The organism is Bradyrhizobium sp. ERR14, from assembly GCF_014198235.1.
GTDB lineage: Bacteria > Pseudomonadota > Alphaproteobacteria > Rhizobiales > Xanthobacteraceae > Bradyrhizobium.
The window spans coordinates 23,308-45,929 of sequence record NZ_JACIHD010000031.1; the positions used below are offsets into that span (position 1 = coordinate 23,308).

Below are 22,622 nucleotides of genomic sequence, written 5' to 3' on the forward strand. Positions count from 1 at the left end.
CTACGGCCATCCCGACGATGTCAGCCCCTTCTTCGATTTACCCCGGCTTGCTTCGAATCAGTGCGCCTCATTTTTGCGCTGGCGCGGAAGTCGTGCATGGGATCGTCGATGGCAATGTCGCGCCGATCATTCGCTACATGCGTGGTTGGCGCATCGAGCGCGTCAGCGTGTATTGTCGGCAGAAGGGGTGGGAGCTTCTAACGTGTGGCGTGGACCTCGCGGACCACCACCAAAAATTCGCGGGGGAAAAAAATTTTTAGGCTACAGTTTTTCCTTACACCGAGCCGAGCCCTCGACGTTGTGTCAACTTTCGGCGGCAGGTCGTGACCGACAACAAAATTTCGGCCGATCTGATGGGGAATATTCTTTTTGCACGTAAATGGACGCATCGCGACGCGACCGACGACGACATTTCCGCACGGGTCGCCAGCGCGCGCAGCGCGTCGCCTATGCGGCCGTTCAAGATGCAAGCTACGCGACACCGCGCAAACGGCGCGCCTCTGTACGGGCTTCTAATCGCGAATGGCGACGGGTTGCAAAACCCGCGCGCGACCGCGTCGCGACCGCTCGAAAGCGCGACGACGCGACAACCTGTCACAGCCTTGTGAATGCGCGCGCGACCGCAACGGCCGCGCAATCGATCGCGCGGACCGTTGAGCGCGCACCAATGACGGCGCACGGCTCGACTCCCTCAACTGCTACGCCTCGCGGCGCATAGCGAAACGGCCGCACATTCGAGCGCGGCCGTTCTCCTATGCGTCTAGCGGCATGGTCCTAGATCCTTTCCGCGCTCTAACAGAACGAAGAAAGGGGCTTTAGCGTCGTCGGGTCGCGCCACTAGCAGCGCGTCAAAGCCCGCGCGACCGCTTGGCATGCGACTAATCAACGATATCGGCTTGCCCCATAGGCAAACGGTTTGCGCGCTGGCGGGGCTTGCCAGCGCGATCAAACCCGCGATTGCGAGTCGTTTCATCATGAGGGACTCCATTCCCGTTGACACTGAATCGCCCTGGGGGACGCTTCCCACATGGCCGCGTTGCGACCATGTCCGGAAATGCCCCTCAATCGACGCGCGCAACCGGAACGGAATAAGCCTTGCCAAGCGTCACGGCCGCGCGTTCCGCCGTTGTTTCATCGGGGAACGTGGCAACGTATTGAGCGGGTTTGAAGTCGCGGGAGTCGTTGTGCCGCGTGTAAACAGCGAAGCCCGACTCCAATGGGTCGCGCTGCCATTCAACCCCGATAACCGGGCCTGAAAATAGTTCTGCCATGTTCATTCCCTTCAAAGCGGAGTGCAGGCAATGCCCGCGACGACAACGCAAACCCCGATGCAAAGCGCGACGCAAACGAGGCGGACCAATTCGACGGCATAGGCGCGCATCATGATTGCGAGTCCTCCGCGTAAGCGGACTCGATACGTTCGCCCGTCACGTCACAGCGCAAATCGGCATCTTCCCAATTCACGTCAACGGCGCACACTCGCCAACCCGACCGCGCGTCATTGTCGCGGATTGCCTCTAGGATGTTGCGGCGATCTTGCTTTGCACCCTTGAACGAAATTGCAGCGCCGTCCGCAGTCACGAAAAAGAGCGGATATCCGCCGGGCCATGCAAAAGGCCCGTTGCGCACGGCCGCGCGAAAGTCGGCAATCGTTTTGATTTTCATGGCGCGGGCCTCAATAGCGGGTTGAAATGAACATGACGGTTGCGGACCGATACGGGCGAAACTCGAAAGCGTCGCCATGCGAGTCCAGACGGCCGCGCACCGTGCTAAGGCCCATTGCGGCCTTTGCAGCGCGCATAATGGCGCGGTCCGATGCGCCAACCGGGAACGTAAGGGTTGCGCGCTTCACCCATGAATAATTCGCCTCGCCTCCGAAGGTGTCGGTAAATTCAACATCCATCGTGAACGTTTCGCGCTTAATGCTCTTTTTAATCCGCGCGTAGTCGCCAGACGATTTGTAATAGGTCCCGTGATAGGTATCGCCCGAAATGGCGTGAACGGTGATTGCGACGCGCTCGCCTCCGAAGTTGTCGCGATAGGTGCGACCAAAGACGACGCGGCCCAATTCATCGCCCGTCCAAGTCGTCGCGAGTCCCTTGTCGCGGCTGATGTAAAGGAAATAGCTTTCCGGCTTGTCCCGCAGAAACTCGAAAATTTCGAGCGCGCTACGTTCCTCGTTAGTCACCGGCTTAAGATGCGCGGGGACCTCCGAAGGATGATAGCTTGTGCGGTCGCCAAGCCAATCATTGAAGGCGGAAAGACGGTTGCGGATATCGTTTGCGGTTTCTGCGGAGATAGTCATTAGAGATAAACCTTTCCGTCGCTGCCAACGTAGGAGTCGCGACCGCTAAATTTGCGCGCTGCATTTGAGAGTTGTTCGCCAAGCGACGCGGCCTTAAGCGCGTCACGCTTCGCTAGTGCGGCGTTCCATGCCGCGTTGTCGCCAGACTTAGAAGCCGCGACCATTTCGGCAGTTAGCGACTCGTATTCGTCCGAGTCGTTTTCCAGTTGCGAGCGGTCCCAATAGCCAACGCCATGGCCGTTCCGCGTAAACCAGAAATCCCGCCCGGCCTGCTCCGAGTCGTAGTTGTCGCGCTCATACGCGGAGTCCAAAAGCGCGGCGTTGTCGCGCTGGAATGCTTCACAGTCCCGAATGATGGACTCGAGCGCGGACGGTGCGAGGTCGGCAAAGCCAAACGAGTTTCCGCCAACGAAGCGCGACTCCATGGTCGCCATGTTGAACGCAACGGACGGCATTTCCCGTTCCCCGTCGCTTTCCTCGCACAACTGTTCCTCATCCGTGAAAAACAGGGCCTCAATATAACCGCGCGTGAAACCGTCTAGCGCGTTGAACGTGCGCTGATGCTCAACGCTGCCAATTTCCAAGATAAATTCGGGCATGGGTTAGCCTTCCATCCAATCGGCTGTCTTGTCGTCGAAAAGCAGCGCTTGGCAGTCTTGAGACATTGCGAGCGCGGCGGGGCCATCGTCCTGTTGCGGGCAATCCGTATCGACAAGGTCGCCAGACTGATCAAACTCAAACCAGTAAGCGCGCGTCGCGCGGAGTGTGGAGCAGGGCCATTGCGCGTTGAACGCCGCGACCTCTGCCGGCGAAACAATCACCTTGCGGCCAATAATCTGCATTGGTCGCGGTCCTATTCGCCGAAATGAAAGACGCGGGCATAATCGAGCAAGATCGACTCGACGTTATGCGCGTTACCGGGAGTCCAGCGCGTCCAAGGCTTGAACCAATCCTGATATTCGATGACTGCGGACTCGGGCTCGCAATGCTCCGAAAGATTGCCGACGATACGGACGGCCGGTCCGCCGGTGCAAAGCAGGATGCAATATTCCGCCGGTGCGCGGTCCGCGTCGCGGCTGTACGGGTTAAACCATCCGGTGCGGACCTCAACGCTAAGCGCGTCATCCTCGATTGCTTGGCGCGCGTTGTCCCGCGCGTCGTCATCGCGGCTGTTGTCAGCCTTGCGAAGCGCCGAAACCATCTCAACGATTGAATGGAATTGCGCGATTGCCTGAGAGAGTCCGCCGTCGTCACGAGTCGTCATGATTGAATCCCTGGGGTTGATTGAGAGGGGAAAGGCGAGGGGCGGGGCTGTTAGCCAATGGGCCGCGATTGGTCGGGGCTGATGCCGGACGAAACGACGCGGAAAACGGCAATGCCGTTTGCTTCCAAGGTCGCCAGCTTGGCGCGGCTGATACGTTCGGCGAAGCGCGCGCGATCCTTTGCGCGCTCGCAAGCGGTCGCCTCATCCCGTGCAAAAAGGGAAATGTGAAAGTCGCAACCCGTCGCGATACGGCGCACCGTGACGTTAAACCGGGTTGTCTTGATTGAGTGCAGCATGGGCCTTCCATCCGTTGATTGCGACGGGCCATCCGTCGCTAGACAGCCAATACCGATTAAAGCCGGCGGATGTCAATTGGGTTCAACGGATGGAAAACGGACGGGCCATGGCAAGCCGGTCTAAAGCCGGAAAACGCGTAGCACAAAGCGGTTTCTGCGAAGAAAGCGCTGCAATATCTACGTGCTGGACCTCGCTTAACCAGGCTGTTTCGAGCGCGCTCGAATGGTTGCGAAAGCGCGCAAGATCGAAAGCGAAACCGCTTTCAATACGTTGAAATCATTGGCTTATCTGGCCTCTGCGGATGGCAGAGCATGCAAGCGGTTGTGTCGGGGATACAACCGATGGTTACGGCCGCTTTGAGATGAATTAAGCGGAAACAACCACTTTCTTCTATACATCGCGACGTCAACAGAAGATTATTCTCTTATTGCAACGCACAAAGGTATTTGGGTCCTTCCGGGGCGCTCCCCCATGCGGGTGACGCGCGACCGCCCGACTCCGCTAGAGATAAAACTTCAAAAGCGGGTTTCTGTTCTCGGCGCGGTTGTGGAGCCTGGGCGGCGAGCCCACCCGGCTTGCCCCTCAAAACATCAGATTGGCGATTTCCATAGGGGGAAATTGATAGTTTGGTCCGGCGGCTGTCCGGCGCGGCGAAGGGATACCGAAACGCGCTCGAAAGAAACAATACCGATTGAGACCGTATGGCTCTCAATCGGAGCCTCCATCCATGATCGTTATCGGCCTCAAGGGCCTTATCGGGTCCGGCAAGACCACCGTCGCCCGCCATCTCATCGATAATCACGGGTTTGTACGCGGCCGGTTCGCTGGCGCGCTGAAGGACATGCTGCGCGCCTACCTGCGTTACCGGCGCTGCGACGAAGCCACCATCGAGCGCATGATCGACGGCGACCTGAAGGAGCAGCCGTCGCCCTGGCTGGGCGGCAAGTCACCCCGGCACGCCATGGAAGGGCTCGGGGGGCTTTGGGGCCGCGATCACATGGGCTCGGACTTCTTCATCGGCACCGAGACCGACCGGCTCTACATGCAGGCACCGGCCCGCGTCGTCTTCGAGGACGTGCGGTACGCTAATGAGGGTGAAGCCATCGACCGCATGGGCGGTTGGGTGGTCGAGATCGTTCGCCCCGGCCTGACCCCCCAGGAACATCGCACCGAGAAGGCGCAGGCCGAAGTGAAGGCCCATCGCTCGGTCCTCAACTATCAGGGCGACATGGCGTCCACCTTCCGGCAGATGGACATCGTCGTGGCCGATCTGGTTGCGCGGACGGACCGCAGCAACGTGATCGGCTGATCATGGGAAAGACCGTCAACCGCCAAGAGCTTGCGGACATCTTCGGCTATTCGCTGCCGACGGTTTCCGCATGGGTCGAGAACGGAATGCCGGTCAAGTCGCACGGCGGCCGTGGCAAGCAGTTCGAGTTCGACACGGAAGACGTGCTGAAGTGGCTGCTCGCGCGTGAGCGGGCAGAGCGCAAGGCACATACGGCCGCGACGCTGAAGGAAGGCGGCGAAGAGATCACCATCGACAAGGCGCGCCTCCGCAATGAGATCGCGAAGGCGAAGCTGTCAGAGTTGGAATTGGCGACGAAGATGGAGCTTGTGCGCCCCATCGACATGGTCGCCAAGGTGCTCTCGAACGAGATCGCCAACGCTCGCGCGCGACTGCTTGGCATCCCATCCAAGCTACGGCCTGCGATCCAACTCGAAGTCGGCGCTCCTGAAGGCACGAAGAAGCTCGTCAACGAAGTTGAGCGGCTGATCCTCGAAGCACTGAACGAAATCAAGATGTCGGCGGACGATCCGGTCGAGGAAGAGCCTCACGTCGAGCCGCCGTCCGAACCTGTCGAGCAGAACGAAGAAGAAGATGACGACTAGTGAGTTCAAGCCTTCGTGGATGAAGTGGCCGCCTAACAGTTGCGAAGTCTGCACCGCCTGGAAACGGGAAGGGGAGTGGCATGGCGTGTGTCAGCGTGCCGCCTCGATCCATTTTGACCAGCCCACCGATGCGCGTCAGCGCTGCCCTGAATATCAGCGCAAGCCGGATGCCTAATGACTTCCGCCGTCGCCGTAGTTGATGAATTTCGTGAGGACGCTGCGTATGAAGCTCGGCTTCGTGCGCAGGTCCGCGAGATCATTGCGCAGAGCTTCAGTCCGCCGCCGAAGCTGACCGTCTCGGAGTGGGCGGACGAATACCGCGTGCTCTCGCCGGAAGCGTCTTCGGAGCCGGGCAAGTGGTCAACTGCTCGGGTCGAGCCGTCGCGCGGCATCATGGATGCCTTCGCCGACCCCGAGATTGAGATCATCACCTGTATGGTCGCGGCGCAGACGGTGAAGACGGAAGTCATCAACAACGTGGCTGGCTTCCACGTCCATCTCGACCCGTGCCCGATGCTCATTCTGCAACCGACGTTGCAGATGGCCGAAGCCTACTCGAAGGATCGTCTCGCGCCGATGATCCGCGACACGCCTCCGCTCGCGGCGAAGCTCGGCAACAGCGCGCGGGACTCCGAAGACACGATCCTTCACAAGAAATATGCGGGCGGGCATATCACCATGGCGGGCGCAAACTCGCCTGCATCGCTCGCGTCGCGTCCGATCCGCATTCTGCTCTGCGACGAAGTTGATCGCTATGAGGCGAGCGCCGGTAAGGAAGGCGACCCGGTCTCGCTCGCTATCGAACGAACCACGACGTTCTGGAATCGCAAGATCGCGCTGGTCTCGACGCCGACGATCAAGGGCGCGTCGCGCATCGAGTCCTCCTATGAGGAAAGCGATCAACGCCGGTTCTTCGTGCCGTGCCCGAAGTGCGGCCACATGCAACATCTTCGCTGGGCGCAGGTCAGATGGCCCGACAACGAACCGATGTCGGCGCGTTATCACTGCGAATACAGTGATCCCGACACCGGCGAAGTGTGCGATCACGGGTGGAGCGAGGCCGAGCGGCTGAAGGCGATCCAACGCGGCGCGTGGATCGCCACGAAGCCGGAAGTGAAGGGGCACGCGGGCTTCCATTTGAACCGCATCGCGTCACCGTGGCGCGCCCTCGGCGAGATGGCGCGCGACTTCGTCTTGGTGAAGAAGCACCCCGAGCGCTTGAAGACCTGGGTGAACACGCGTCTTGCGGAGACCTGGGAAGAGCGTGGCGAGCGCGCTAACCCGGATTCGATCTATGCCCGTCGCGAAGAGTACGATGCCTCGATCATCCTCCCGGCCGGTGTCGGCTGCGTCACCGGGTCGGTCGATATTCAGGACGACCGCGCCGAAATCGAGTGGTGCGGTTGGGGCCAGGACGATGAATCGTGGTCGCTCGACTACAAGGTACACTATGGAGCGCCGAACACGCCCGGCTTTTGGGAGGTCGTCGATAACGCTTTGCTGCGCACGTTCAAGCATCCGTCCGGTGTCGAGATGCGCGTGGAGGCGGCCTGCATCGACTCTGGCGGTCACTTCACCCAACACGTCTACAACTTCGTGCGCCCTCGCATTGCGCGGCGCGTCTACGCGATCAAGGGCGTCGGCGGCCCCGGCCGTCCGATCTGGCCGGTGAAGGGCACCGTCAACAAGGCCAAAAACGTCACGATCTTCGTGCTCGGCGTGGATCAGGCCAAGGACATGCATTACAAGCGGCTCGAAGTGAAAGAACCCGGCCCCGGATTCTGCCATTACCCGCTGCTCGAAACCTATGACAAGAAGTTCTTCGAGGGCCTGACCGCCGAAAAAGCCGTGCTGAAGACCGATAGGAAGGGCTTCGTCACGAAGGAATGGCACAAGGTCCATCAGCGCAACGAACCGCTCGATCTCCGCGTCTACAACATCGCGGCTCGGCTCTCGCTCGGGATCAATATGGAGCGCCGTTTGATGGCGTTGCGCGCCGCAGCGGCGAACGCGCTGAATGCCGCTCCGCAGCCGACCGTCGCGCGCGAAGAACCCGCCCCGGCGGCTCCCCAGGCCGTTCCTGGGCGTCGGCGCATCCGCAGTCGTGGCGTTGAAAGTTAAGAATCGAGCGGTTAGATGAAGAGCATGATGACCGGAGATGATGTTCGAGCCGCCCGTGCGAAGCTGGGCCAAATGTGGAAGCCCGGAGGCGCCGCGCTGACCGCGCAAGAGCTTGTGCGCGCCCTTGGGCTGTCTGAAGACCACGGCACCGACCACGTTTACAACATGGAGAAGGGCAAGTCGGCAGTGTCCGGCACTATCGAGATGCTTCTGCGCATCTATCTCGCCGGTGGCGTGCCGCCTGACGATGTCGTGATCTTCAGAGAAGCGCCCAAGCGAGCGCGATAGGGCGCTATCTGCCGCTCTCTCATTTCCTGGCTAAGCGGGTAGTTAGGCGAGAGGATCGCCCTCCGCTTGTGTTTTTTCGTAAGTTGTGGACAGATGTCGAAGCAACTTGCCGTGTCCCATCTTAATCATTGAAAATATTGCATTTGGCCTGAATCGGCCAGGGGCGTTGGTCCCTAAACGGTCCATCACCCCCTGGCCCGGCCTAGAAGAAGGAATCTGCCATGGCGTATCGCAACAAGACTTACATCTGTTTCGATGGTGATACTGACATGAACTATTATCGACTGATGCAGGCATGGAAAGACAACGAGCACCATGACTTTAATTTCCACAATGCGCACGACCTCAATACTGCGCGTGACTCAAGTCAGGAAGAAAGCATCAAGCGGCAGCTACGCGAGCGGTTTGCCAACTCGAAACTTCTCATCGTCCTCATCGGCGAGAAAACGAGGCTGCTAACTAAGTTCGTCAAATGGGAAATGGAGGTAGCTCTGCGCCTGGATTTGCCAATAGTCGGTGTGAATTTGAACGGCTCCCGGCAGAGTGATGGTCGATGCCCGCCCGCAATCAAGGATGAACTAGCGGTCTTCGTGCCTTTTAGCCAAAAGATAATCTCATACGCGATGGACAACTGGCCGGTCAGCCATAAATCCTATCGCGCGCAAGGCAAGAGTGGGGCTTACGTGTACAACGACTCCATCTACCAGAAGCTGGGCTTTGCTATATGAGGTTCGCATCGTACCTCACACGGTCATATTGGAAGTACGCATTATTTTCGAAGCAGGCTGGTGCTGACCTTCTGAAGGCTCTTGGCGCTCAGAATCTAATCATTGGGCTTCTTGATTCGTTCAAGGTGATACCGCGAGACACGCTGCCGGGCATCACTTTTTGGGCGATGCTTCTGATCTCCGTCGTATGGGTTTTGCTCTCGCGCAGGCCGGTGTTGAAGGTCACTTACAAAATTCCAAAAAAGGACTTTTGTTACGAAGTGCGTATCGGCGACCTGCTAACCAGCAAAGAAGACATTGTCGTCAGCACAAACACGACTTTCGATACGGACATGGCAAGCGGACTGATATCGCCGAAGAGCGTACAGGGCCAAGTTGTTGCACGTTTCTTTGATGGGAAGACCGACGAACTCGATAAGCAGCTAAAAAAGGCTTTGGCCGGAGTGCCGTACACCGACGCTATAAGTCCCGGAAACAAGAAACGATACCCGTTCGGCACGGTCGTCAAAATTCCGGCGCATGGCAAGAACTTCTACTTTCTTGCCATGTCGGAGTTGAATGAGCACGGGACCGCGGGGTCAACCCAATCGCAGATTGCCACTTCTTTGGAAAAGCTGTGGGAGTTCGTGGGGAGCCAAGGTGAGATAGGTGAATTGGCAATGCCACCTATAGGTACCGGTCGGGGGCGATTGCAGTTGCCGCGTAGAAAAGTGATCGAACTTATTGCTCAGTCCTTTGCTGATGCTTCGCAGGAAAAGGCATTCGCAAACAAACTGGCTATCGTGGTGCATCCCGACGATGCAAAGCGCTATGAAGTTAACCTATTCGAAATTCGCGATTATCTCGCAATGAGCCTGCACCACTAAGGGAGATCGGAACGATCTCTTGCGAGCGAGCCATGTCCCGTAGCTTCGGGTCATGGCAAAGACCGTCGAAGAGCAGCTTGAAGAGACCTTAAACTCGATCTCCACGGTCGAGCAGAACGGTCAGCGTTACACGATCAAGGATCGTGAGCTTTGGCGCGCCGATCTGCGCCAACTCGATCAACGCGCTCAGCGCCTCGAAAAGCAGGCCGAGCGGGCCAAGCGGGGCGGTCTCCGCATTCAGCGGGTGATCCCGCTGTGATCAAACCCGTCGCCCCGACCCTGATTGACCGCTTTCTGGCGGGCGTCGCGCCCAATTTCGCGACGCGCCGCTACCATGCGCGCCTCTCGCTCAATTACATGGGCCAATACGCCGGTGCGAAGTCGAACCGCGCGGCCCTGAAGGCTTGGAAGACGCACCCCGGCTCGGCCGATTCCGACTCGCTGGGCGATCTCCCGGCGCTGCGCAGCCGCTCGCGCGATCTCGGCCGCAACAACCCCATCGCCGCCGGTGCGAAGCAGACCTCCAAGAGCAACGTCGTCGGCACCGGCCTGCGCGTGCGCTCGAAGCTGAATCCGAAGCTGCTCGGCCTCTCGCCGGAAGCCGCCGAGTTGTGGGAGCGCAAGGCAGAGACGCTGTTCGACCTTTGGGCGCAGTCGAAACTTTGCGACATCACGCTCACGCAGAACTTCTATGAGCTTCAGGGCCTCGTTTTCAACGCGGTGTTCGAGTCCGGCGACACGTTCGTTCTTCGCCGCGCGCCGAAGCGTCCCAACGCCGTTGTGCCGCTCGCCCTCAACGTGATCGAGGCCGACCGCGTCGGCACGCCGACCGAGTTGCAGGGCGAGTATCTGATCCGCGACGGTGTCAAGATCGACGAAGACGGCGCGCCGGTCAGCTACTTCGTGCTCAATGAGCATCCCGGCGAGCGAGTGACGTACACCGTCAACGGCTTCACGGAGGTCCCGGCCTTCGGCAAGAAGTCCGGCGAGCAGATGGTGCTCCATATCTTCGAGCGCATGCGCCCCGGCCTGAACCGTGGCATTCCGCAGCTTGCCCCCGTCATCGAAATCCTGAAGCAACTCGACCGCTACAGCGAAGCTGAGTTGATGAAGGCCGTCGTGTCGTCATTCTTCACCGTCTTCCTGAAGACCCAGGGCGACGATGGTATCGCACCGGCCATTCCGGGGGCGTATCCCGGCATGGGCGCGAACGAAGTTACGATGGGGCCTGGCACTATCGTTGACATCGGCACCGACGAAGAGATTCAGACGGCGCAGCCCGCGAATACCGCGAACTTCGACCCGTTCTTCCAATCCGTTGTGCGGCAGATCGGCGTCGCGCTCTCGATCCCGTTCGAACTGCTCATGATGCACTTCACGGCGAGCTACAGCGCGTCGAGGGCGTCGTTGGAGATGGCTGCACAGTTCTTCCGCGACCGCCGGACGTGGCTTGTCCGCAACTTCTGCGCTCCCGTTTACGAGTGGTTCCTGACCGACGCGATCAACGCTGGCCTGATCGAGGCTCCCGGATTCTTCAACGATCCCGTGAAGCGTGCTGCATGGCTCGGCGCTCAGTGGATCGGCCCCGCGCGGATCATCCTCGACCCGCTGAAAGAATGGAAGGCCGAGACCGAAGCCGTCAACCTGGGCGCTCGCACCATCGAAGCGGTCATCATCGAGCGCGGCGGTGACGACTTCGAGCAGACCACGGCGCAGCGCGCTCGCGAGCATCAGGCCCGAGCGGCGGCGAAGCTCGAACCCGAAATCCTCGCTCCGTCCGGCATGGGCTCGCAAGTCAAGGAAGACGTGAGCGAGAACCGCGAAGACGACGAAGAGACCCCGACGCCGAAGAAGCCCGAGAAGAAGCAATGACCGTCAACGTCCGCAACCCGCTGATCTTCGACGCCGCTCTCACGGCGAATTGGGCCATGGAAGAGGGGGCTCTGCGCCAGATCATGGAGATCGCCGCGCGCGAGAACCAGATCACGCCGCAGATGCTCGAAGCCTATCGGGGCCAAGAGCTTGAGCGTTCCGAACGCGCGACCCGGCGCGGCAACGTCGCCGTGATCGACGTGGCTGGCCCCCTGTTCAAGCGCGCCAACCTCATGACCACGTTCTGCGGCGCGACCGCTTACGAGACCGTTCGCCGCGACCTTCAGGCCGCGACGGACAACGCCTCGATCAGCGCGATCCTGCTCAACATCCACTCGCCTGGGGGCGAGGCCGCTGGCGTTGCGGAGCTTGCCACGGCGATCAACGAAGTGCGCGGCCGTAAGCGCATCGTCTCCTATGCAGGCGATCAGGCGGCCTCCGCTGCGTTCTGGCTGGGCACTGCGTCCGACGAGTTCATTATCGGCCCGACCGCTGCGCTGGGCTCCATGGGCGTCGTGGCGGGCTACCGGGACACGTCTGCACAGGACGCCGCGCGCGGGATCAAGACCATCGAGTTCGTGTCTTCGCAGTCGCCCTACAAGCGCGTGGACATCAACACCCAGGAAGGCCGCGACCGCGTTCAAGCGCGCGTGGACGCGATGGCCGCCGTGTTCGTCGAGACGGTCGCGAAGTATCGCGGCGTCAGCGTCGAACACGCGCTCGAACATTTCGGGCAGGGCGATGTCTTGATCGGCAAGGCGGCAGTCGATGCCGGGATGGCCGATGGCGTTGCGACGTTCGAACAGGTTCTCGCGAGCTTGTCTCGCGGTGAAAGCCCGAAGGCCCACTTCGGGTTCAATCCGGCCGCTGAAGGCCAAGCCAATGTTGAGGAAGAGATGAAGGACGAAACTGGCGCGACGGCCGCTACCACCAAGCCGGAAGAGACCACCACCGCAGCCGTGACCACGACCACGACCGCGACCATTGATGTCGCCGCAGAGGCCCGCGCGGCCGAGCGCAAGCGCGTCACCGACATCATGGGCCTGACGCTGCCGGGTTACGAGGACATGGCCGCAAAGGCTATCGAAACGGGCTCTTCGGCCCATGAGTTCTCGGCCATGATCGTGGCTGCTGAAAAGGCCAAGCGCACCGAGCGCGCCGCTGACATCAAGTCCGACACCGAAGCCAACTCTGGCGTCGCTCCGTCGAACGGTCAGGAGACGGCGCAGGGCGACGAAGCCGCTGTGAACGCAATTCTCGGCGCGATGAAGCTCGCGTCCGGCAACTAAGGAGCCGCAAGGTGGCTAAGTTTGAGAACGAAGGCGCATACGTCCCGAGCATGCTCATGCTCGGCCACCACCGCGCCCGCAAGGTGACGATCAAGTCGGGCGCTGGAAAGCTCGACCGTGGCACGGTGCTCGGTCAGGTCACGGCCGACAAGAAGTACCTCAAGTCGATCCTCGCGGCTAACGACGGCTCGCAGGTCCCCGACGCGATCCTCAGTGAGGCGGTCGATGCGACCTCCGCTGACGTTGAGGCCATCGTCTACATCGCTGGCGAAGTCGATCAGGACAAGCTGATCCTCGGCGCCGGTCACACCCTCGGATCGGTCGATGCGGTCTTCCGCACGAAGTCGATCTGGCTCGTTAAGCCGATGGGCTAACCGAGACAACCTCGAAGAAAGCAACGGGAAGCCCTACCTATGGACCTCTTTTCGACCACCGCCCTCAACCGTGTTGTCGAGGAACTGCCGCTCAACCCGGCGTTCTTCCTCAACACGTTCTTCACGACCGCCGAGACCTCCAATACCGAAGACATCAAGTTCGACTCGGTGAAGGGTCGTCGCCTGATTTCGCCGCTCGTCTCGCCCATCGTCGCGGGCAAGGTGATCCGCGAGAAGGGCTACAAGACTCAGTCGCTCGCCCCGGCCTACATCAAGGACAAGCGCGTCTTCAAGCCGAGCGGCCAGTTCAAGCGCCGTGCTGGCGAGAAGATCGGCGGTTCCCTGTCGCCCGAGCAGCGTCTTGCCGCGTCCATCGGTTTTGCCGTGAGCGAGCAGTTGGATATGTGGACCCGCCGTCTGGAAGTCATGTCGGCCGAAGTGCTGCGCACCGGCAAGCTCGTCCTGAAGGGCGACGACTATCCCGAGCAGCTTGTTGACTTCGGTCGCGATGCCGAACTGAGCATCGTCCTGACCGGCACGGACAAGTGGGACAACGCCGCCGTCAACCCGCTCGACGACATCGAAGATTGGGGTCAGATGATCTTCGATCATTCGTCGCTGACCTGCCGTGACGTGATCATGGCGAGCGACGTGTGGAAGACCATCCGTGCCAAGTTGGCCGGTCCCGACACCGATGCGGTCGCCAAGGCGATGCGTCTTCAGATCGACATGACCAAGGCGACCCTGGAGTCGGCCCGTGCGTCGCTCGGCCCGATCCTGATCACCCCCGGTATCCGTCTGGTCGCTCAGTTCGGCGACTACCGCCTGTGGGTCCACGCCGACAAGTACGTCGATCCGCTCGACGGTGTCGAGAAGGACGTGCTCCCGGCCGGTGAAGTCGTCATGGCTTCGCGCGAGATCGAGGGCGTCCGTCACTTCGGCGCGATCATGGACCTGAAGGCCGGTATCCAGCCCCGCGACTTCTTCGTGAAGTCCTGGGAGGAGGAGGACCCGTCCGTCCGGTACATCCTCGGCCAGTCCGCTCCGCTGATCGCGCCCTACCGCGTGAACGGCACCCTGGGCGCGAAGGTGAAGTAATGCCGATCTATCGCGGCCTCGTAACGATCAAGCGTGACGGGCGGTATCTTCCGCCCGGCACGCCCATCGAAATGAGCGAGAATGAAGCGAAAGCCCTCGGGCCTGCTCGCGTCAAGCTCGCCGACGATCAGGTCTCGGCCGTGGCCGAGATCGCTTTGGGTTCGGCCAGCACGCTCGCTGGTATCGAGTCCGCCGGTGATGCCCCCGGCGACGCGCCGTCCGCTGATGAAGTCCCTCCCGCCTCGCATCAGACGGACGGCGCGAGCACTCGGATCGCGGATATCTCGTCCGCAATCGACCTGCTCGACGAAAAGAAGGACTTCTTCAAGTCCGGTCAGCGTCAGGGCAAGCCGAAGCAGAAGCCGATTGAAGAGATCGTCGGTTTCGATGTTACCGACGAAGAGATCGACGCTGCCTTGGCCCTGCGCGCATCGGGCGTCTGATGCCGGTCGAGACCGACAACGATCTGTTGATCTTCCTCAACCCCGACGAGTTCGGGGTTGAGGCGCATTACGTGAGCCGCGATCCAGCCGTCGAGCCCAAGGACATTCCTGGGCAGTTCGACGACGAAGGAAGCAACTGGAATCCGAACCGTTGGAACGGGACGCAGTTCCAGATGCAGATGGGCGCGAGCGTCACGTCCACCGGCCCGACGTTTCTCTGCCGCACGTCCGATCTGCTCAAGGGCGGCCGAAAGGGCGAAAAGCTGACGATCAAGGGCCAAGAATATCGGATCGAGGACAAGCGGCCGGATGGCACCGGCTTGACCTTGCTCTTGCTCATGGCGAACGACTGACATGGCGCATCCTCGCAAGCGTATCCGAGAAGCGTTTCGAGCCCGGCTCGCCGAGAGTGTTGACGGCGAGTATCGCACGGCCGCGCAGAGCCGCGTGTATGCGAGCCGCATGGCTCCCGTGAACGAGGAAGAGTTGAAAGAGGATGGCCCGGCCATTCTCGTCTATGCGCGCATGGAGAAGTACAACCCCGAGAAGGACTACGGGGTGGAAGGCGACGCGACCTATATCGAGCGCGAGTTGACGCTGGTCACGGAGGCGATGCTGCTCGGCGGCGAAACCGTTGACGACAAGCTCGACGACATGGCCGAGCAGATGGAAGTCGCGTTCGAGGGCTTCGTGATCCCCGGTTTCGAGTCCGCCCGCATGCGGCTGCTCGAGTCCGACATCGACGTGATCACCGAGCAGGTCAAGCGACCCATTGGCGCTATCGGCCTCGTTTGGCAGGTCATCTATCGCACTGAATGGCGTCCGCGCGTCACGGCCAACGACATCAATGCCGCGATGGCGGACTTCCTGGCGGGCAAGTAATCATGGTCAAGTTTCTCCGCGATCCCGCGAGCACCGGCGGCGTTGCTGATCCGGAAGCGACGGACATCGACCGGCGGGCGCAGGATGTCGTCAAGTTCGGCAAGATCAAGGAAGTGGACTACAAGCGCCAGCCCCCGGCGTATCGCGTCCTGATCGGCGACGAGAACGACGAAGACAATCATAACATCACGGATTGGCTCCCGGCTGGCGGCATGCGGGCGAAGGGCGACCGTGAGACGCATTTCCTCGAAAAAGGCGAGAAGGTCGTGCTGCTCGCGGAGGGCGGTGAGCTCGCGACCGCGCAGGTCTACCCGGCAGGCACGTATACGCCTGAGAATGAAGACGAGAAGGAGACGACCGACAAGGCGGGTGTTTGGCGCAAAGTCTTCGCCAAGCCCAAGAGCCAGGACGGCGAGGGCGGCGAAGGCGGCGAGGGCGATCAGGGCGGCGAAGGCGATCAGGACGGGCAGGACGGCGAGGAAGACGAGATCCTTGGCGAGATCAGTTACGACCGCAATACGGGCGACTGGCTAATCAAGGGCATCAAAGACAAGGGCTCGATCACGCTCGAAGGCTCGGGCTGCAAGATCGTCATGAAGGACGGCACGATCACGCTGAAGGCGAAGAACCTGAAGATCGAGATGGAAGAGAACGTCGAGATCGAGGCAGGCGACACCTTTGAGTCGACGGCGGAAACGTCGGCGCACGAAGCGGGCGAGATCGTTCTGGCGGGCATGACGTACCTGGGCGCGAGCGGCAAGGACGATAGACCGGCGATCCCGGTCGAGATCGTCAGCGATCAACCCGCGAAGGCGGTCCGGTCGAAATAAGAGCGACCGGATCAGGCTGTAAGCGACCCTGCCGACGCGGCACGGTGCGCCTTATGGCGACCATTGATCTCAACACCGGCAAGCCTCTCGAAGGCATCGAAGATGTCTGGCAGTCGATTGCGACCATCCTGAGCACTTCGCTGAAGTCGCTCGTGATGGCCCGCGATTTCGGCTCGAAGATGCCGCGCCTCGTTGACCATGCCGTGTCGCCGGTGACGCTGATCGACTTCTACGCGGCCGTGCCGGAGGCGATCAATCGCAAGAGCCCCGAGTCCCTGATGGCGGAAGAGCCTCGGTTTCGCATCATCCAGATGGAGCTTGCCGACATGACGGATCAGGGTCACGCCCAATTCGATATCGACGGCATCTATTACCCTCGCGGTCATCTCGGAGATTACTCGGAAGCCCGCGATGCGCGCGGCCGTGTTGTCCTCTCTGACAATCTGATCGTCGGGAGCTACGTCTGATGGACGCGCCGCTCCCGAACCTGCCGCTGCCTGTCATCGAGCGCGAGCCCGCGTTCCAGGCGTTGTTCGACGCGCGCCTGACGCAGATGCGTGGCCTGCTTGAGACCGCCGGTCTCAATTGGGACACGTACATGCTGCGGTCGGACCCGATCAACAACTTCTGCCGCCACGCGGCTTACGGCGATCTGCTCTATGTCACGTCGTTGAACGACACGTTCCGCGCGACGCTGCTCGACTTCGCGCAGGGCGCGGACCTGATCGCGCAGGCGTCCGATTGGAACTTGACGCAGGCCGAAGGCGAGTCCCTTGAAGACCTGCGACGCCGTCTGCGCGAGCGCAAGAAGGGGCAGGGCGGCTTCACCGACAATTGGTACAAAAGGTACGCCTTCGCCGCCGACCCGCTCCGCGTGGCCGACGTTGGCGTTACGGGCGATGCTATGGGCGGGGTCAAGGTCTCGATCCTGTCCAAGGAAGGCGACGGCGTCGCCAGCGCTGACCTGCTCGCGACGGTCAATGCGGCGCTGAACAATCCGCTTGTCCTAGGCGACAACGATCACGTTCAGGTCGTCCCGGCGGTTATTCGCGTCGTCAACGTCGAGGCTGATGTGTGGCTCTTGCCGGAAGCCCCGGCGGGCGAGTTGCAGACGGCCCAAGATCGACTGAAGACCGAGTTCGCCGCAGCGCGTCGCCTGGGGTGGGACTTCACGGCTGACTTCGTGATCGCGTCCCTGCGCACTTCCGGCGTCCGCCGGATTGTCATGATCTCGCCCGCCGCCAACGATTACACGCGCGTGGAGCCTAATGAGGCGGTGGCGCTCGGCACCGTCAAGCTCAACTTCAAGGGTCGGTCCTATTGATGACCAACCTGATCGACATCGTCCCGCGCAACTCAACGCCGCTTCAGCGATCCGTGGTGCAGACCATCGACTCGCGCTCGCGCTATGCTGCGTTGGTGCAGTCGATCATCGACGTGCGCTATCTCGACGTGATCCCCGAAGACGTTCTGCCGTGGTTGCTGCGCCATTGGGGCCTCGAAGACGCGGCCGAGTTCGTCGCGGACCATCAGCGCCTCTACAAGGAAGGCAAGCGCTGGCAGACGCTCCGTGGCCGCGTGGAAGCGTATGAGATCGTCTTCGATTGGCTGGGCCTCGACGGCATCTATGAGCGCGGCGACCATAAGGCCGTGCGCTGGGGCCTGTTCCAGATCGGGCTCACGGAGCGGCCGGACCAAGACACGCTGATCAACCTGATCGGGCTGGCGAACCTCTCGAAGAAGGCGTCGAGCGTCCTGGGCCGCATCTATGGCGGCTATGACATCCGGCCGATGCGCCTCGACATGATGCGCCTTGACGGCGCGCTGCTCGATGATTGGTCCGGCGTCTATCTCACCGGCATCAAGCCGAAGCTGTCGTTCGGCAAGCAGCACGGCGAGGAAGTCGATTTCAATATCGACTTCGACGGCGGCGTCTTCACGTCGGTCGAGGGCGTCGCCCGCTTCGAGGAAGGCTTCGTGCTCGACCGCTCGCTGCTCGATGGCGAGGTCGTCGAGCCGTCCGTGGTTTCCATTCAGGCGTCGCTCTCGGGCGAACAGATCGACTTCGCGAAGGACGTTCTGATGCCTTGGCCGCGAACGCCCTGGCCGAGCGTCTCCTACTCCAACATTGAACAGTTCACGATTTACGGAGGACCCGATGGCACTTCTGGTTAATAGCGGGCGCGAAGGTCTCGCCGCCGCCCTGAAAGCTCGCACCATGTTTTTCGCCTGGGGGCGAGGGGACTCTTGGTGGGGGCGGACGGAAGTCAAGAACGCGACGTTCTCCGGTTCGCCGGAGCGCTTCACGCTCGAACACACGCCGATCTCGGCGCTGACCCTGAAAGACATTGGCAACGCGCTCACCTATGAGACGCCGCGTGACTACACGTTCAACGCCAACACCGGCGCGGTGACGCGCGTCAACGGCGGTCAGATCGCGCCGGGCGGAACCGTCCAAGCGCAGGTTCAATACGGCACGCCCGCCCTGGGCTCGGGAGAGATCGCCTTGGTCAACGAAGTGGGCCGTCGCATCGCATCGTCTGTTGAGTTCGTCGTGCCGGACGACAACGGCAACATCAGCACGCCGGGCGGCCAGCGTTGGACGATCTCGACGACTGCAACGCGCTATCTCTATTGCAGCGTGCTCTTCGACTACCTCGAAGCTGCCAACGAAACGATCCGCGAGGTCGGCATCTTCGTGGATGGCACGCGCAAGCCCGGAGTGCCTGAAGGGCAACTGTACTTGACTCCCGATCAGGTCGCCGAGCCGGGATACTTACTCCTGCTCGACCGCTTCGCGGGCAAGGTTCGCTCCCCGAGTGAGCGGCAGGGATTCTCATACGTTCTGGTGATCTAATGGCAGACGCTCGCGACCAACTTCCGGCATACATCAACACCTTCGACAAGACGAAGGGTTATCAGCGTCTTGCCGCGCACTATGACCGCTTCCTGACCTCCAACGAAATCAACGTCATTCAGGACATCGAGGCGAACCGGCTGAAGGGCGTCGCCGATGCGTTCTGGCGCGACGGTTCGCTGGTAAGCGGTGGCGCAATCGTGCTCGGCCCGATCATCAACGCGAAGGTCGAGGCGCAGTTGGCGGCGGCCAAGGTCTACATTCGCGGGGCGGTGCATGATATCGAAGCCCGCAAGCTCGTCATCTCGGCTGTCGGCACGGTCGTCATCGGCATCCGTCTGCGCACCTTCACCGTGACCTATGAGCAGGACCCGACGCTGAAGGGTATGGCTCCGGGTACGCGAGCGCAGGGCGAGCCCGGCGCTTCGGCGCTGGCGATGCTCGGCCGCTGGGGCTATGAGGGCGACGGCGAGGAAGGCGACTTCTTCCCGATCTATACGATCAAGGACGGCACTATCGACACGCCGAACGAACCCGGCATGGACGACGCCTGGGTGAACCTGCTCGCGCGCTATGACCGCGAGGCGCACGGCGGCTATGTCGTGGAAGGCTTCAACGTCAAGGCGCTGGGCCTCGACGAGTCCGGCAAGCAGACCTTCACGATCTCGGAAGGAACCATCAACGTTTGGGGTTACAAGCGGACCCGGCCTGCGTCCGCTCGCCTGCGCGTTACGGAAGAGCCCGAGATCATGCTGCTTGATGACGAGCCGCATGCTGTCAATTCCGGCACGCAGACGATCAAGGTTCGCTTCGCGCCCATCGCCTCGATCAAGGAAGTCACGATCATCGCCGAGAAGACGGTGACGCTGACGCACGGCACCTTCACCGGCGCGTCGGACACGCTCCCCGATCCGACCGTGCTCTCGATCCGGCAGGTCAAGCAGGGAGCGACCGTCTATGCGCCCACCGCCGACTACAAGCTGACCGGCGCGGCCGTCGATTGGTCGCCGAGCGGCGCGGAGGTCGCGCCGGGCTCGACTTATCAGGTCACGTATCGCTACCTGACCAGCGCCGAGCCGACCAACATCACGCGCGATGGGTTCGACATCACCGGCGCTGCCGACGACACGACCGCCTTCATCAAGTACGAGACCAAGCTGCCGCGCTATGACGCCATCGTGGTCGATCAGCAAGGCGTGATCTCCTACCTGAAGGGCATTAGCTCCCTGTACGCTCCGCAGCCGACTACGGTTGCGCCGACGCTGCACAAGCTGGCCGATGTCTACAACAATTGGGGCCTTGTTCCGACCATCAAGCAGGTCGCGACCGTCCGCATGCCTTTCGCCGATCTGCGCAGCCTCGAAACGATGGTCAGTGATCTCTACGCGCTGGTTGCTGAAGAGCGCCTTCAGCGAGACGTGGATCGCAAGGAAGTCTCATCGAAGCGGGGCGTCTTCGTCGATCCGCTGCTCGACGACGACATGCGCGATCAGGGCCTTCCGCAGACCGGCGCGATCTTCGGCGGCCTGCTCTGGCTGCCGATCATCCCGACCGTCACGACGATGCCCGCCGATACGGCGCTCACCTACACGTTCGATAACGTGTTCGAGCAGCGCCAGATCACCGGCGAGTCGAAGATCAACCCCTATGCATCGTTCGGACCCCCGGCCACCGATGTCGCGCTCAACCCGTCCGTCGATCTTTGGACCGACACGCAGGACGTTTGGACCTCGGTCTTCACGTCGAGGGTCGCGTGGCAGCGCACCAACTTCGCCGCTGGGCCGCTGATCGGCACCACGACCGAGACCACGGACCGCATCGTCAACAACGCGACGGTGGCTGAAGAGACCATTCGGCAGCGCTCGGTGGGCTTCACCATCCACAAGTGGGGCTACAACGAAGTCCTGAAGAAGGTGACGTTCGACGACATCGACGTGACTCCGGCGGGCACGATCCGCGCCGATGAACACGGCACGCTGACTTCGGCGTTCCAGATTCCGGCGAACGTTCCGGTCGGCGTGAAGCACGTCGCGTTCGAGGGCGTCGGCGGCTCGACCGCGAACGCGCTCTACACGGCCTACGGTTGGCTGACCACGATCACCAACGAGCGCACCATCGTCACCACCTATTGGTACAGCGCCGATCCGCTGGCGCAGACCTTCCGTCTGAGCGAGCCCCGGCAGGCGCTCGGCGTGGACGTTAAGTTCACCAAGGTTGGCGACAAGAATAAGCCGGTGAGGGTGCAAATCCGTGAGGTCGAGCTTGGCCTTCCGACCGAGCGCGTCGTCGCAGAGTCGATCCTTGATATGCACAACGTCAAGGTCATCGATCCGCTCTCGGTTGCTCCCCGTGTCGAAAGCGATTGGACGTTCGCCTCGTTCGAACGTCCCGTCACCCTGCGCGAAGATCGCAGCTACGCCATCACGCTTCTGACCGAAGACTCGACCCATTCGGTTGCCATCGCAGACCTGGGCGGCTTTGACCAGATCAACGGCTGGGTGACGAGCAACGCCTTCCCGCTGGGCACCTTCCTCGACGGCTCGGACTCGCGTACCTGGCTGCCGAAGCCTGGCCGCTCGCTGGGCTTCCGCCTTCGCTGCGCCAAGTTCGCCCAAGCGGTTCGCACGATTGAGGTCGGCGATCTGCCCGTCGTGGATTGCTCGGACCTGATGCCGCTGCTCGCGGCCGAGCGTCCCGAAGGCACCGCTATCGAAGTCGAGTTCGAGGCTCCGAATGGTGCGAAGTACGTGACCGCCCCTGCGGTCAACGTTTCGCTGCCCCAGGCCATCACCGGCACGCTGAAGGTCCGTCTGCGCGTGACCGGAAAGACGAACCTCTGGCCGATCATGCTCCCCTACGTTCAGGTTGTGGCGGGCGCGATCCAGGCCACCGGCGACTATATCACGCGCGCTTTTGAGGCAGGCACCGACTCGAAGGTTCGCCTGATCCTCGACGTGTATCTGCCCGGCAACTCGACGTTCGAGGCGAAGATTCAGACCGGCGTCAACGCTGGCCTGCCGGTGTGGTCAGCCCCGAATGCGCTGACGCTCGAAAAGGCGACGCAGCTTGGCGATGGCTGGGAAGAGCGTCAGTACATGCTCGACCACGTCAATCTCGCCGTGTCGCGCGCCTACGTGAAGATCGGTGGCGGTCCCGCCGCTCGCTCGAATGCTCGCAACATCCGCGCCGTCGCGGTCAAGTCCACCACGGGTTAA

At 61.4% G+C, this 22,622-nt stretch carries 28 protein-coding genes; 21 read left to right on the forward strand and 7 right to left on the reverse strand.

Annotated features, from left to right (window positions below; translation table 11 throughout):
* The first annotated feature begins 323 nt into the window (after positions 1-323).
* Positions 324-608 carry a hypothetical protein gene (locus tag GGD62_RS38000; protein WP_183713857.1) on the forward strand — a complete coding sequence of 95 codons (285 nt, stop codon included), beginning with the start codon at positions 324-326 and terminating at the stop codon, positions 606-608.
* A gap of 453 nt (positions 609-1,061) precedes the next feature.
* Here GGD62_RS38000 and GGD62_RS38005 read toward each other — a convergent pair whose 3' ends face one another.
* From GGD62_RS38005 to GGD62_RS38035, 7 genes are all read right to left on the reverse strand, one after another.
* Positions 1,062-1,271 (reverse strand): hypothetical protein, encoded by a 210-nt coding sequence (locus GGD62_RS38005; protein ID WP_183713859.1) that lies wholly within the window; start codon positions 1,269-1,271, stop codon positions 1,062-1,064.
* A gap of 109 nt (positions 1,272-1,380) precedes the next feature.
* Positions 1,381-1,665, reverse strand: coding sequence for a hypothetical protein (locus GGD62_RS38010; protein WP_183713862.1), 285 nt, complete (start codon positions 1,663-1,665; stop codon positions 1,381-1,383).
* Positions 1,666-1,675: 10 nt separating this feature from the next.
* Complete coding sequence (locus tag GGD62_RS40665; protein ID WP_210318056.1) at positions 1,676-2,305, reverse strand: hypothetical protein; 630 nt, start codon at positions 2,303-2,305, stop codon at positions 1,676-1,678.
* Positions 2,305-2,904, reverse strand: coding sequence for a hypothetical protein (locus GGD62_RS38020; RefSeq protein ID WP_183713865.1), 600 nt, complete (start codon positions 2,902-2,904; stop codon positions 2,305-2,307). Before GGD62_RS38020 ends, GGD62_RS40665 begins: the two co-directional genes overlap by 1 nt.
* Positions 2,905-2,907: 3 nt before the next feature.
* On the reverse strand, positions 2,908-3,147 hold the full coding sequence (locus tag GGD62_RS38025; RefSeq protein ID WP_183713868.1) for a hypothetical protein: 240 nt from the start codon (positions 3,145-3,147) through the stop codon (positions 2,908-2,910).
* Positions 3,148-3,158: 11 nt separating this feature from the next.
* Complete coding sequence (locus tag GGD62_RS38030; protein WP_183713872.1) at positions 3,159-3,569, reverse strand: hypothetical protein; 411 nt, start codon at positions 3,567-3,569, stop codon at positions 3,159-3,161.
* Positions 3,570-3,619: 50 nt separating this feature from the next.
* Entirely contained in the window at positions 3,620-3,865 is a 246-nt protein-coding gene (locus tag GGD62_RS38035; protein WP_183713875.1) for a hypothetical protein, read from the reverse strand.
* A gap of 728 nt (positions 3,866-4,593) precedes the next feature.
* Between GGD62_RS38035 and GGD62_RS38040 the strand changes: the two genes are divergently transcribed.
* From GGD62_RS38040 to GGD62_RS38135, 20 genes are all read left to right on the forward strand, one after another.
* Entirely contained in the window at positions 4,594-5,175 is a 582-nt protein-coding gene (locus GGD62_RS38040; RefSeq protein WP_183713878.1) for a deoxynucleotide monophosphate kinase, read from the forward strand.
* 2 nt (positions 5,176-5,177) lie between these two features.
* A complete protein-coding gene (locus GGD62_RS38045) occupies positions 5,178-5,759 on the forward strand; it encodes a terminase small subunit (protein WP_183713881.1) in 582 nt (193 codons plus the stop codon).
* 174 nt (positions 5,760-5,933) lie between these two features.
* Complete coding sequence (locus tag GGD62_RS38050) at positions 5,934-7,880, forward strand: phage terminase large subunit family protein (RefSeq protein ID WP_183713884.1); 1,947 nt, start codon at positions 5,934-5,936, stop codon at positions 7,878-7,880.
* A gap of 15 nt (positions 7,881-7,895) precedes the next feature.
* Complete coding sequence (locus GGD62_RS38055; RefSeq protein WP_183713887.1) at positions 7,896-8,168, forward strand: hypothetical protein; 273 nt, start codon at positions 7,896-7,898, stop codon at positions 8,166-8,168.
* A 221-nt stretch (positions 8,169-8,389) separates the two neighbouring features.
* Complete coding sequence (locus GGD62_RS38060) at positions 8,390-8,896, forward strand: TIR domain-containing protein (RefSeq protein WP_183713890.1); 507 nt, start codon at positions 8,390-8,392, stop codon at positions 8,894-8,896.
* Positions 8,893-9,762 (forward strand): macro domain-containing protein, encoded by an 870-nt coding sequence (locus GGD62_RS38065; protein ID WP_183713893.1) that lies wholly within the window; start codon positions 8,893-8,895, stop codon positions 9,760-9,762. The genes GGD62_RS38060 and GGD62_RS38065 overlap by 4 nt, the downstream gene beginning before the upstream one ends.
* Before the next feature lie 52 nt (positions 9,763-9,814).
* Positions 9,815-10,021: a hypothetical protein gene (locus tag GGD62_RS38070; RefSeq protein WP_183713896.1), complete on the forward strand. Its 207-nt coding sequence runs from the start codon at positions 9,815-9,817 to the stop codon at positions 10,019-10,021.
* Positions 10,018-11,634 carry a phage portal protein gene (locus GGD62_RS38075; protein ID WP_312014327.1) on the forward strand — a complete coding sequence of 539 codons (1,617 nt, stop codon included), beginning with the start codon at positions 10,018-10,020 and terminating at the stop codon, positions 11,632-11,634. The genes GGD62_RS38070 and GGD62_RS38075 overlap by 4 nt, the downstream gene beginning before the upstream one ends.
* The gene (locus GGD62_RS38080; RefSeq protein ID WP_183713899.1) at positions 11,631-12,923 is read left to right on the forward strand and encodes a S49 family peptidase; all 1,293 of its coding nucleotides are present in this window, start codon (positions 11,631-11,633) and stop codon (positions 12,921-12,923) included. The genes GGD62_RS38075 and GGD62_RS38080 overlap by 4 nt, the downstream gene beginning before the upstream one ends.
* Before the next feature lie 11 nt (positions 12,924-12,934).
* On the forward strand, positions 12,935-13,297 hold the full coding sequence (locus tag GGD62_RS38085) for a head decoration protein (RefSeq protein WP_312014328.1): 363 nt from the start codon (positions 12,935-12,937) through the stop codon (positions 13,295-13,297).
* Between the two features lie 39 nt (positions 13,298-13,336).
* Positions 13,337-14,395: a major capsid protein gene (locus tag GGD62_RS38090; protein ID WP_183713902.1), complete on the forward strand. Its 1,059-nt coding sequence runs from the start codon at positions 13,337-13,339 to the stop codon at positions 14,393-14,395.
* Entirely contained in the window at positions 14,395-14,838 is a 444-nt protein-coding gene (locus GGD62_RS38095) for a hypothetical protein (RefSeq protein WP_183713903.1), read from the forward strand. Before GGD62_RS38090 ends, GGD62_RS38095 begins: the two co-directional genes overlap by 1 nt.
* Positions 14,838-15,191 carry a hypothetical protein gene (locus GGD62_RS38100; RefSeq protein WP_183713905.1) on the forward strand — a complete coding sequence of 118 codons (354 nt, stop codon included), beginning with the start codon at positions 14,838-14,840 and terminating at the stop codon, positions 15,189-15,191. Before GGD62_RS38095 ends, GGD62_RS38100 begins: the two co-directional genes overlap by 1 nt.
* Position 15,192: 1 nt before the next feature.
* On the forward strand, positions 15,193-15,720 hold the full coding sequence (locus tag GGD62_RS38105) for a hypothetical protein (RefSeq protein ID WP_183713908.1): 528 nt from the start codon (positions 15,193-15,195) through the stop codon (positions 15,718-15,720).
* A gap of 113 nt (positions 15,721-15,833) precedes the next feature.
* Positions 15,834-16,550: a hypothetical protein gene (locus GGD62_RS38110; protein ID WP_312014329.1), complete on the forward strand. Its 717-nt coding sequence runs from the start codon at positions 15,834-15,836 to the stop codon at positions 16,548-16,550.
* 53 nt (positions 16,551-16,603) lie between these two features.
* Positions 16,604-17,017, forward strand: a complete 414-nt coding sequence (locus tag GGD62_RS38115; RefSeq protein ID WP_183713914.1) for a GPW/gp25 family protein — start codon at positions 16,604-16,606, stop codon at positions 17,015-17,017.
* Positions 17,017-17,874 carry a baseplate J/gp47 family protein gene (locus GGD62_RS38120; protein ID WP_183713917.1) on the forward strand — a complete coding sequence of 286 codons (858 nt, stop codon included), beginning with the start codon at positions 17,017-17,019 and terminating at the stop codon, positions 17,872-17,874. Before GGD62_RS38115 ends, GGD62_RS38120 begins: the two co-directional genes overlap by 1 nt.
* Positions 17,874-18,725 (forward strand): hypothetical protein, encoded by an 852-nt coding sequence (locus GGD62_RS38125; protein ID WP_183713920.1) that lies wholly within the window; start codon positions 17,874-17,876, stop codon positions 18,723-18,725. The genes GGD62_RS38120 and GGD62_RS38125 overlap by 1 nt, the downstream gene beginning before the upstream one ends.
* A complete protein-coding gene (locus GGD62_RS38130; protein WP_183713923.1) occupies positions 18,709-19,407 on the forward strand; it encodes a hypothetical protein in 699 nt (232 codons plus the stop codon). Before GGD62_RS38125 ends, GGD62_RS38130 begins: the two co-directional genes overlap by 17 nt.
* Complete coding sequence (locus tag GGD62_RS38135; RefSeq protein ID WP_183713926.1) at positions 19,407-22,622, forward strand: DUF4815 domain-containing protein; 3,216 nt, start codon at positions 19,407-19,409, stop codon at positions 22,620-22,622. Before GGD62_RS38130 ends, GGD62_RS38135 begins: the two co-directional genes overlap by 1 nt.

What these genes read in the sequence shown, in the direction of transcription:
- GGD62_RS38135 (WP_183713926.1), top strand. Translation starts at nt 19,407, where the DNA reads ATGGCAGACGCTCGCGACCAACTTCCGGCATACATCAACACCTTCGAC.
- GGD62_RS38095 (WP_183713903.1), top strand. Translation starts at nt 14,395, where the DNA reads ATGCCGATCTATCGCGGCCTCGTAACGATCAAGCGTGACGGGCGGTAT.
- GGD62_RS38025 (WP_183713868.1), bottom strand. Translation starts at nt 3,147, where the DNA reads ATGCAGATTATTGGCCGCAAGGTGATTGTTTCGCCGGCAGAGGTCGCG.
- GGD62_RS38065 (WP_183713893.1), top strand. Translation starts at nt 8,893, where the DNA reads ATGAGGTTCGCATCGTACCTCACACGGTCATATTGGAAGTACGCATTA.
- GGD62_RS38120 (WP_183713917.1), top strand. Translation starts at nt 17,017, where the DNA reads ATGGACGCGCCGCTCCCGAACCTGCCGCTGCCTGTCATCGAGCGCGAG.
- GGD62_RS38045 (WP_183713881.1), top strand. Translation starts at nt 5,178, where the DNA reads ATGGGAAAGACCGTCAACCGCCAAGAGCTTGCGGACATCTTCGGCTAT.
- GGD62_RS38080 (WP_183713899.1), top strand. Translation starts at nt 11,631, where the DNA reads ATGACCGTCAACGTCCGCAACCCGCTGATCTTCGACGCCGCTCTCACG.
- GGD62_RS40665 (WP_210318056.1), bottom strand. Translation starts at nt 2,305, where the DNA reads ATGACTATCTCCGCAGAAACCGCAAACGATATCCGCAACCGTCTTTCC.
- GGD62_RS38105 (WP_183713908.1), top strand. Translation starts at nt 15,193, where the DNA reads ATGGCGCATCCTCGCAAGCGTATCCGAGAAGCGTTTCGAGCCCGGCTC.
- GGD62_RS38040 (WP_183713878.1), top strand. Translation starts at nt 4,594, where the DNA reads ATGATCGTTATCGGCCTCAAGGGCCTTATCGGGTCCGGCAAGACCACC.
- GGD62_RS38020 (WP_183713865.1), bottom strand. Translation starts at nt 2,904, where the DNA reads ATGCCCGAATTTATCTTGGAAATTGGCAGCGTTGAGCATCAGCGCACG.
- GGD62_RS38115 (WP_183713914.1), top strand. Translation starts at nt 16,604, where the DNA reads ATGGCGACCATTGATCTCAACACCGGCAAGCCTCTCGAAGGCATCGAA.
- GGD62_RS38005 (WP_183713859.1), bottom strand. Translation starts at nt 1,271, where the DNA reads ATGGCAGAACTATTTTCAGGCCCGGTTATCGGGGTTGAATGGCAGCGC.
- GGD62_RS38100 (WP_183713905.1), top strand. Translation starts at nt 14,838, where the DNA reads ATGCCGGTCGAGACCGACAACGATCTGTTGATCTTCCTCAACCCCGAC.
- GGD62_RS38130 (WP_183713923.1), top strand. Translation starts at nt 18,709, where the DNA reads ATGGCACTTCTGGTTAATAGCGGGCGCGAAGGTCTCGCCGCCGCCCTG.
- GGD62_RS38090 (WP_183713902.1), top strand. Translation starts at nt 13,337, where the DNA reads ATGGACCTCTTTTCGACCACCGCCCTCAACCGTGTTGTCGAGGAACTG.
- GGD62_RS38055 (WP_183713887.1), top strand. Translation starts at nt 7,896, where the DNA reads ATGAAGAGCATGATGACCGGAGATGATGTTCGAGCCGCCCGTGCGAAG.
- GGD62_RS38070 (WP_183713896.1), top strand. Translation starts at nt 9,815, where the DNA reads ATGGCAAAGACCGTCGAAGAGCAGCTTGAAGAGACCTTAAACTCGATC.
- GGD62_RS38010 (WP_183713862.1), bottom strand. Translation starts at nt 1,665, where the DNA reads ATGAAAATCAAAACGATTGCCGACTTTCGCGCGGCCGTGCGCAACGGG.
- GGD62_RS38035 (WP_183713875.1), bottom strand. Translation starts at nt 3,865, where the DNA reads ATGCTGCACTCAATCAAGACAACCCGGTTTAACGTCACGGTGCGCCGT.
- GGD62_RS38050 (WP_183713884.1), top strand. Translation starts at nt 5,934, where the DNA reads ATGACTTCCGCCGTCGCCGTAGTTGATGAATTTCGTGAGGACGCTGCG.
- GGD62_RS38060 (WP_183713890.1), top strand. Translation starts at nt 8,390, where the DNA reads ATGGCGTATCGCAACAAGACTTACATCTGTTTCGATGGTGATACTGAC.
- GGD62_RS38125 (WP_183713920.1), top strand. Translation starts at nt 17,874, where the DNA reads ATGACCAACCTGATCGACATCGTCCCGCGCAACTCAACGCCGCTTCAG.
- GGD62_RS38030 (WP_183713872.1), bottom strand. Translation starts at nt 3,569, where the DNA reads ATGACGACTCGTGACGACGGCGGACTCTCTCAGGCAATCGCGCAATTC.